Origin of the sequence: Tissierella praeacuta DSM 18095, assembly GCF_900128955.1 — a bacterium.
In the GTDB taxonomy this organism is placed as follows: Bacteria; Bacillota; Clostridia; order Tissierellales; family Tissierellaceae; genus Tissierella; species Tissierella praeacuta.
On the sequence record NZ_FQTY01000011.1, the window covers coordinates 68,785 to 77,500 of the forward strand.

Consider the following 8,716-nt stretch of genomic DNA (forward strand, 5'->3'; position numbering starts at 1 on the left):
AGGAGGTAGCCATGGAAGTTAAAGTTTTAATATTTGCAGAGGATAGTACAAGTCAAAGGTTGTTTCCCTTGCTACAAGATGATGATATAAAAATAGTGGGTAGGGTAAATGACGAAAATAAGGTTTTAGATACTATTACTAAAACTAGACCAGATGTAATTCTTATTTCATCGAATAATATGAATTTACTGTTAAGGGTATGTCAACAGATTTATTTATTAAGACCTAGGTCTATACCCGTTGTTATTACTGATGATTACACTCATGAAACTATACAAAAAATTATGCAGACAGGGGTTCACTATATACTACCAATACAAATTGATAAATCTACTTTAGTTGCCCAAATAAGAGGGATACAAACTAATGAATCAGCAAGGTTAATGGCCTTAGAGAACACTTCTACTACTGATTGGAAGTCTAAGGTTATTACTGTTTTCAGTTCAAAGGGTGGGGTAGGACGAACTACTGTGGTTACAAACTTAGCTATTAAATTGGCGCAAAAGAAAAGAAAGGTTGCCATTCTGGATTTTGATATGGAGTTTGGAGAGGTTGCATCTTCTATGAGGATAGAAACCAGAGATACAATATCTGAATTATTACAGGAACAATCGAGTCCAAATGCTGATACTATTAGGAAATATATGTCTATGCATTCATCTGGAATAAATATATTACCAGCACCTTCTAGTCCAGAGTTTGCAGAACATATATCCTCTTCTCAAATTGAGAAGATAATATCAGTTCTTAGAATTTATTATGATTATTTGATTATAGATACAAGTATGGGGTTTAATGGTATAAACTTATCTTGCTTTGATGCCTCTTCCATTATTTTATATGTGACAGCCATGGATTTAGCCACTCTTAGAAGGACAAAAAAAGGACTTTCTATAGTTAATTCATTGGTGGGCAATGAAAAGATACAACTATTAGTAGCAAAGGAAGAGCCAAGCAGAGTAAAACTAAGAGATGTATCAAAGGTTCTAGAATTCCCATTATGGCATAGTATTCCATTCGATCATAAAATGGCCTTGGAAGCAGTCAATCAGGGAAGACCAATGGTTATGGATTCACCAACATCTAAGGTTTCTAGAGGATATCAAAAGATAGCTAATGAATTAGACCAATCTGACTCTCCAAAGGAAAAGAAAGAAAGAACTAATGTTTTGGGTAGGTTTTCAAGAAAAAACAATGGTAAAAAGGGTGATGTATGGTGAGACTCTCCGAAAGATTAGAAAAGGCAAAAAAAAGTGAAGTCACAGGAGGAGTTATGCCTGAAATGATGGGGTTCACTGTAGATACAATTCAAGTGGATCAATATGAAAGTTTAAAACTTTCAGTTCATAGAGATGTCATAGATACTTATAACAAACAAATACAAGATAATAACGGAGATGCAGAAGGAATAGATGTAAAAGCAATTATACATGATATGCTGATTTTAAAAGGTGAATCTTTGACAAAAGCTAAAAGGGAAACATTAATTCAGGAGATTTATGATGATGTAATGGGGTTGGGACCACTAGAGCCAATATTAAGAGAAGATGATATTTCAGAAATCATGGTAAACGGTCCAAAAGATGTATATATAGAGCGTAAAGGAAAGATTGAATTTTCAGGAGTTTTTTTTAGAGATGAAGCCCATGTGCTACAAATTATTAACAGAATAGTATCGCCATTGGGAAGACAATGTGACGAGGCAAACCCAATGGTGGATGCTAGACTTCGTGATGGATCTCGTGTTAATGCAGTAGTACCGCCAATAGCCCTTAATGGACCTACACTTACTATACGTAAATTTAACTCCATACCTCTCCAAATAAGTGACATGATTGAATATAAATCTTTATCTTTTCAGATGGCTTCTTTTTTAGAAGCTTGTGTAAAAGGTAGATGTAACATAATGGTATCAGGAGGTACAGGTAGTGGAAAGACTACTTTATTAAATGTACTTTCTAGTTTTATACCTGAAAATGAAAGAATAGTGACTATAGAAGATGCTGCAGAGTTGAAACTTATGCAAAGACATGTAATTACATTAGAGTCTAGACCATCAAATGTTGAAGGAAAAGGACAAGTATCCATAAGAGATTTAGTAAGAAACTCTCTTCGTATGAGACCTGATAGGATAATAGTTGGTGAGGTTCGTTCTGGAGAGGCACTAGACATGCTACAAGCAATGAATACTGGACATGATGGTTCACTGGCAACAGCCCACGCCAATACAGCTAGAGATTTAATAGCTAGACTTGAAACTATGGTTATGATGTCGGGAATGGATTTACCTGTAAGAGCTATTCGTGAACAGATTGCATCTGCTATAGATATAGTAGTTCAACAATCTAGATTTAGGGATGGATCTAGAAAAATCACTGCTATTTCAGAAGTAACAGGTATGGAAGGAGACATAGTTACTCTTCAAGATATATTTGTATATAAACAAGAGGGCTATGATGTCACTGGAATGATCAATGGTAAATATGAACCAACTGGTATTAGACCATATGTAGTAGATAAATTAAAGGACAATGGAGTATTTGTTAAAGATGAATGGTTTATGAAGTAGGAGGAAAACATGTATATAATAATAGCAATCAGCTTATCAATATTAATTTATAATATAATGGATTTATTTTTAAAGTTAGTATATAAAAAACATATTAACTTTAAATACAGGATGGACATAATAAAACAACAGAGTTTATATAGTTATAGTCGTCAAAAAAAGTATAAAAAACAAAAACAAAAGTTAACTATTGAAGTACCAGAGAAGTTAAGAGAAAGTTTATTAATGGCTGGTGTACATTTGAGAGCAGAAGAGTTCTTAACTATGTGGGGTTTATTAATTATATTTCCAGCAATGATTGCTTTTGCTCTTAATAAGGGATTAATAATAATGGTTGGATTAGTAGCATTAGGTATGATAATGCCACCAGCGATTATTGGAAAAATGAAAAGGACTAGGATAGATAAATTTAATAATCAACTAGGAGATGCTCTCTTGGTTATATCCAATAGTTTAAGAGCAGGATTTACATTTGAACAAGCCTTAGGAAGTATGATTAAGAGCTTACCAGATCCAATATGTACAGAATTTGGAAAGATAATACGAGAGGTAGAATTAGGGGAAAAAATAGAAGTGTCCATGGCAGAAGTAGCAAAAAGAATGAAGTCTAAGGATATGGAACTTATAAATACTGCAGTTTCTATTCAAAGAAGAGTAGGAGGTAACTTAGCAGATGTACTAGACAATATTGGTGGTACCATAAGAGAACGTATTATAATCAAGAAAAATATAAAGGCGTTAACTGCTCAAGGAGAAATTTCAGGAAAAATAATAGCTTTATTACCAGTCATATTATTAATTATGATATCTGTTGTAAATAAGGAATATATGGAGCCTATGTTTACTACTAGTTATGGACATATTATGTTAGGGTTGTGTGTATTTTTAGAAGTATTAGGATACCTTACAATTAAAAAGCTTATAAATATAGAAATGTAGGAGGAAGTATGTTTATAAAACCGTTATTAATAGGACTTTCAACTTATTTAATCATTGTAATAATATCACGAAGTTTTTTAAGTAATAGAAAGATATTTAAAAAAAGACTTATGGATGTTAAAAATGTTAATAAGCCTGCTTTTATTACGAATGATATTTTAGATTTATCATTTCAAGAACGATTTTTAAAGCCTATGATAGATAGATTTATTCAGTCTGTAGCAACTTTGTTGCCAATAAAGGCGGAATCTCAACGTAAGTTAAGTCAAAAATTATCTAAAGCAGGAATAAGAATGAATCCAAAGGATTATAGAGCTATGAATATTATAATAATCGTAGGTTTTGCTTTAATAGGCGGGTATCTAGGTATTACTAAGGCAACAAGTATAATTGAGATAGTACTTTATATGCTAGTAGGTATTTTTGCAGGATATGTATATCTTAGGTATTCTTTAGAAACTAAAATAACAAATAGGAAAAAAGCTATAAAGGCTCAATTGCCAGAGGTAATGGACATATTAAGTGTAAGTGTAGTAGCAGGACTTAGTTTTGATCAAGCCCTAGGTCATGTAGTGGAAAAGTCTGCGGGACCATTGATTGATGAGTTTCATATAGCTCAAAGGGAGATTAGCTTGGGAAAGACAAGAAAAGAATCTCTTCAAGCTCTTAGAGATAGATGTGAGATAGATGAAGTAAATGCATTTACTAGTGCAGTAATCCAAGCAGGGGAGCTGGGTATATCTATGCAAAATGTGTTGGACTCACAATCTAGAATGATCAGAGTTGCATATAAACAGAATATAGAGGAGAGGGCTGCTAAGATACCTGTTAAAATTTTAATTCCAATGGTTCTTTTCATATTTCCAGTAATATTTATTGTTCTATTGGCACCAGCAGTACCTACTATAATAGAAGCTTTAGGAGGTATATAATGGAAAGAGAACTTATTATACAAGACTTTAAAATTGCTGGAAGCTTTTGGATGAGATTAAAGGGGTTAATGTTCAGTAAAAGTTTAGCAAAAAACCAAGGAATATTGTTTTTAAATTGCTCAAGAGTTCATACCTTTTTTATGAAATTTGATATATGTGTTATTTATTTAGATAAAGATTTTAATATAATTTTTCATGAAATTTTGAAGCCAGGGAAATTGGGAAATAAAATAAAAGATACTAAACATCTTATAGAAGCGTCTATAGAGGTTGTACCATATATAAAACATATGACTAAAGTTGTATTAAGAATGGAGGAGATAGATAATGACTGACTTCTTTGAAGATAATAATAATTTTAATTTTGGGACGGATTTTACAACTTCAAATTCTTCTAGAATGAAAAGAAATAAGGATATAAGTGATAATTTGAAGAGGACTTTATTTGGTGGTTATACTAAAGGAAGTGTAGAAAATTATGTTAGTGAATTTAAAGATTCAGTAGAGCATATGCGAGAGAATTTGGAGTTTCAACTAAAAGAAATGATGGCAGAAAAAGAGTTACTATCTCAAGAAAATGATTTATTAAAAAAGCAATTTATAGAAGCAGAAGAAAGAGTACAAGAATTACAAAGTGAATATATAACTATAAAAGAGTCTGGGAATAAGTTATTAAAGGATTTGGAGAATGACAAGGAACAACTAGAAAAAGAAAAAGAAGAATTAAATATACACTTGCAAAACTTAGAGTCTCAATTACACTTGTCCAACAATAAATATAAAGAGGCAAAAGAATATATAGAGACCATAGAATTAAAAATGAATGAAAAAAATGAGAAACTTGAAAAAAATGAAGCCTTATTAAAAGAAAAGGAAATAGAATTAAATGCCACAAATAGTAAAGTTGAAATGATAAAAGAAAATTTAACTGAATTGCAAATTAAATTGAATTCAAAGGAAGAACAGGTACAAAATGGAATAATTCTTCTAAAAGAAAAAGAAAAGCAAATAGCAAGGCTTGAAGAAGAACTTAAGGATAATAGGAATAGCTTAATGATTGCAAATGAAAAGATTCAACTGCAAGAATACGAAATTAATAGATTGGAAGTATCAACAGTAGGGCAGAAACAGCAAAGTGCACATCTTGAAGTATTAGAGGAAGAGGCATCGGAACTCCATAATAGGATGAAACTTGAGTTAGATGATAGAAAAAATGAAGTTGAAAAGTTAACAATAAAACTAACTGATAGGGAAAATGAAATTAATTCACTTTTATGTAAATTGAATGACTTGGAAATGAAAAATGCTGAATTAATTAATCAAAATGTATCTTATGATGAATTAAGAGAGAAGTTTGAAAAATTATATGATCATTACAAAGAACTTGAGGAAGAAAATGAAAAACTAATGATAGATAAAGAAGTATTAAAAGATTATGTAGAAAAAAGTCAAATTCAAGAAAGAGAGTTCTTACTATTGAATAAGAACTCAGAGTCATATAAGGAGCATATAAATTCTTTAGAACTAGACCTTGCTGAAGTGCTTGCTAAGTCAGAACTTCAAGGGAAGACCATTCAAGATATTATGTCTAAATATGAATGCGATCAAAGTAAGATTAGAAAATTAATTCAAGAAAAGACAAATCTTCAAGCAAAAAATGTTGATCTGTTAGAAGAAATAAGAGCTTTACATCAAGAATTAATCATTAGGGAAGATGTAAGTAAGTTTAGAAAAATAAGTGAAGCATCAAGGCAAAGTGAAGAAGATTTAATATAACTGCAATTAAGTCTTTTGAATCAATAACTTCTTTGGATTAATGTTTATTAGAAAACTCTAGTATATGTTATTTCTCTATTCTTAATTTTTTACTAATATTAATGATAGATTAATATAATTACTGGAGTTTTTGTGTTTGTAAAATTTTAATATTAAAATGAGTTGATTTATTAAGAGGGTACCGATATTATATAAACAAATACAGCAAGAGGCACAGGAAAGTTAATATGTAAGGTTTTTACTTATTTGAACCAATAGATTTTTATATAGATGAAAGGGAAATTATATGAAGATAAAAAATATGAAGAAAGAAAGAAATACAAAAATGATTTTTGTATTGTTAATTTCTTTAATGGTAAATTCATCTTGTCAAATTAAAGAAAAGTCTGAAATTCCAAAGGAATATTTGCAAATAATAGGTACAAAATATAACAATAAAATGGATGAAAAGGACGGAGTATCTGCTATATTGTATGAATATGATGTGGATGAAAAGAAAGTTATTTCTTTTCAAGAGTTAGGTGAAGTAGCATTGTATCCTGTAGGTTATAAGGATTATAAAAATAATAAAGTTTATTATAGTGGTAGCAATAATGGACTTTATGATAATTTATATGAGTATAATTTAAATACAAAGAATAAAAAACAATTGACAGATGGAAAATTTGTTTTTAATGATATGTATATAATTGGTGATGAAATCTTTGTTACAGCTGCTGCGGAAGGAAAAACTGTGACACAACCGGGTAAGTTTGATTTTATAACTAATAATTTAATTTATTTAGATGCAGAGGATGATGATACTTGGTTTCATTCTTTTTCCTTTAATTATAGTTCGAAAAAATTCTTATGCTTGACCACTTCAGACAAAGTTATGAGAAGTAAACGGGTGACGCAAGAAACATTTATAAGACCAAAGAGAATATTTTTAATGGATAAAGATTTTAAAAATATAGATCATATATACGAAACAGAAGATTTTGAAATAAGGTTAACAAGACAATTAGATGACAGCACTATATTAATGGTTACAACTCCTATGATGGGTTCAAAAGAAAGAAGGCAAATAAAAATATTAGATATTGATAGCGGTGAAATAAAAGATTTAGCGATAGAAGGAATAAGAGAGGTCTATTCTTTTTATCCCAGGGATAATAAAGAAGGAATATTTATACTTGGACTTAGTAGAAACCTTAGTAATGAGATATTTTATTATAATCTAAAAACAAAAGAACTTACAAATATATTTCAAGATTATGAGTTTTTAGAAGGACATAAAACTTTAGTTGATTTTACTTACGGGTTAAATGAATAATAGTCACGATACTATAAAGATATCAGGAAGGAATTGTATCAAATTGGGTCTCCATATGCCATTGATTTCTTTACCAAGGAGGGAACTATGAATTTTTTAAAATTTTTTATAGAAAGCATTTCTTTGATGTCCTTTGAAAGCTTTTATATTTCTTTAGTAGGACTACTAACAAAGGAACACTCTATACTGATGTAGAAATGGATGAAATATATGATTATAATGTAGATAAGGCAAAAGAATATATTGAAAAATCAGGATGGATTTTAAATAAAAACACAAATATTTATGAAAAAGATGGTAAGAAACTTAGGGTTTTATATACTTATTGGACAGATTTATCATTATCAAATGAAATAGCTCAAACTATAAAAGCAGATTTAGGGAAAATAGGTATAGAGGTTATAACTGAAGGGAAAGACCAAATGACATGGTGGGTAGATGGAGTAGAAGGAAAATATGATATAACTACTTGGAATACAGAAGGTTCTTATACAGAACCAAATAAATTCTTTACAGAATCTATGGGAGCAGACCCTCATAATATATCATACCAAGGTTTAGATAACTGGGAAAATATAAAAGAACAAATTGAAGAATTCTCTAATACAAAAGATAAAAAAAGAGTTAAAGAAATCTTTAAAGTATTATTAAATGAAAATAACAATAATGTAATAGATCTACCTATTAGTTATGCAAAAGATTTAGTATTATACAATGGAAATAAAATAAGATCTTATAATTTTTCAAGTGTGCCACAATTCTTTGATATTTTTGGAGTAGTTCCAAACAACTAAAAAAATAGCTTTAAACCATATGGTTTAAAGCTATTTTTAAGTGTGCCCAGCATGGGCAACAACTTGGTGGTGAAAGTCCACTACGGGCTTGGTAGTAGGAACCGTTAGCTGAAGGCAAGGGTGTCCATGGCGACGTGGAATCTGAAGGAAGCCGAAGGCAAAATCCTGAACCGACGAACAGAAATCACATAAGGCTGATTTAGGGAGGATGAGTTTGCTTAACAAAACAAAGTCCAATACTACCCGAACTCTTTACAGTAAATGTGACGGTTACATGGGAGGAAGGTTGTTGTTCTTACCTGGGGAGGTCTCATGGACATGGGAAAACAGAGTATGAACCATGGTTGAAACAAGATTTATCATGAGAAGTCAGCAGAGGCCATAGTACTAT

8 protein-coding genes are annotated in these 8,716 nt (G+C 30.6%); all 8 read left to right on the top strand.

The window, feature by feature from the left end:
• Window positions 1–11 precede the first annotated feature (11 nt).
• The 8 genes from BUB33_RS11175 (at window position 12) to BUB33_RS11210 (ending at window position 8,325) form a co-directional block, all read left to right on the top strand.
• Complete coding sequence (locus BUB33_RS11175; RefSeq protein WP_072976345.1) at window positions 12–1,220, top strand: P-loop NTPase; 1,209 nt, start codon at window positions 12–14, stop codon at window positions 1,218–1,220.
• Window positions 1,214–2,569, top strand: a complete 1,356-nt coding sequence (locus BUB33_RS11180) for a TadA family conjugal transfer-associated ATPase (RefSeq protein WP_165920324.1) — start codon at window positions 1,214–1,216, stop codon at window positions 2,567–2,569. The genes BUB33_RS11175 and BUB33_RS11180 overlap by 7 nt, the downstream gene beginning before the upstream one ends.
• Window positions 2,570–2,578: 9 nt before the next feature.
• Window positions 2,579–3,508 carry a type II secretion system F family protein gene (locus tag BUB33_RS11185; protein ID WP_115322175.1) on the top strand — a complete coding sequence of 310 codons (930 nt, stop codon included), beginning with the start codon at window positions 2,579–2,581 and terminating at the stop codon, window positions 3,506–3,508.
• 8 nt (window positions 3,509–3,516) lie between these two features.
• The gene (locus BUB33_RS11190) at window positions 3,517–4,440 is read left to right on the top strand and encodes a type II secretion system F family protein (protein WP_072976347.1); all 924 of its coding nucleotides are present in this window, start codon (window positions 3,517–3,519) and stop codon (window positions 4,438–4,440) included.
• Window positions 4,440–4,775, top strand: a complete 336-nt coding sequence (locus BUB33_RS11195) for a DUF192 domain-containing protein (protein WP_200778204.1) — start codon at window positions 4,440–4,442, stop codon at window positions 4,773–4,775. The genes BUB33_RS11190 and BUB33_RS11195 overlap by 1 nt, the downstream gene beginning before the upstream one ends.
• Entirely contained in the window at window positions 4,768–6,216 is a 1,449-nt protein-coding gene (locus BUB33_RS11200; RefSeq protein WP_072976348.1) for a coiled-coil domain-containing protein, read from the top strand. The genes BUB33_RS11195 and BUB33_RS11200 overlap by 8 nt, the downstream gene beginning before the upstream one ends.
• 286 nt (window positions 6,217–6,502) lie before the next feature.
• Window positions 6,503–7,531 (top strand): hypothetical protein, encoded by a 1,029-nt coding sequence (locus tag BUB33_RS11205; RefSeq protein WP_084725399.1) that lies wholly within the window; start codon window positions 6,503–6,505, stop codon window positions 7,529–7,531.
• Between the two features lie 197 nt (window positions 7,532–7,728).
• Window positions 7,729–8,325, top strand: a complete 597-nt coding sequence (locus tag BUB33_RS11210) for an ABC transporter substrate-binding protein (RefSeq protein ID WP_072976349.1) — start codon at window positions 7,729–7,731, stop codon at window positions 8,323–8,325.
• Window positions 8,326–8,716 lie beyond the last annotated feature (391 nt).

Bases quoted from the DNA above. Each gene is read 5' to 3' on its own strand.
- BUB33_RS11175 (WP_072976345.1), top strand. From the start codon at position 12: ATGGAAGTTAAAGTTTTAATATTTGCAGAGGATAGTACAAGTCAAAGG.
- BUB33_RS11180 (WP_165920324.1), top strand. From the start codon at position 1,214: ATGGTGAGACTCTCCGAAAGATTAGAAAAGGCAAAAAAAAGTGAAGTC.
- BUB33_RS11185 (WP_115322175.1), top strand. From the start codon at position 2,579: ATGTATATAATAATAGCAATCAGCTTATCAATATTAATTTATAATATA.
- BUB33_RS11190 (WP_072976347.1), top strand. From the start codon at position 3,517: ATGTTTATAAAACCGTTATTAATAGGACTTTCAACTTATTTAATCATT.
- BUB33_RS11195 (WP_200778204.1), top strand. From the start codon at position 4,440: ATGGAAAGAGAACTTATTATACAAGACTTTAAAATTGCTGGAAGCTTT.
- BUB33_RS11200 (WP_072976348.1), top strand. From the start codon at position 4,768: ATGACTGACTTCTTTGAAGATAATAATAATTTTAATTTTGGGACGGAT.
- BUB33_RS11205 (WP_084725399.1), top strand. From the start codon at position 6,503: ATGAAGATAAAAAATATGAAGAAAGAAAGAAATACAAAAATGATTTTT.
- BUB33_RS11210 (WP_072976349.1), top strand. From the start codon at position 7,729: ATGGATGAAATATATGATTATAATGTAGATAAGGCAAAAGAATATATT.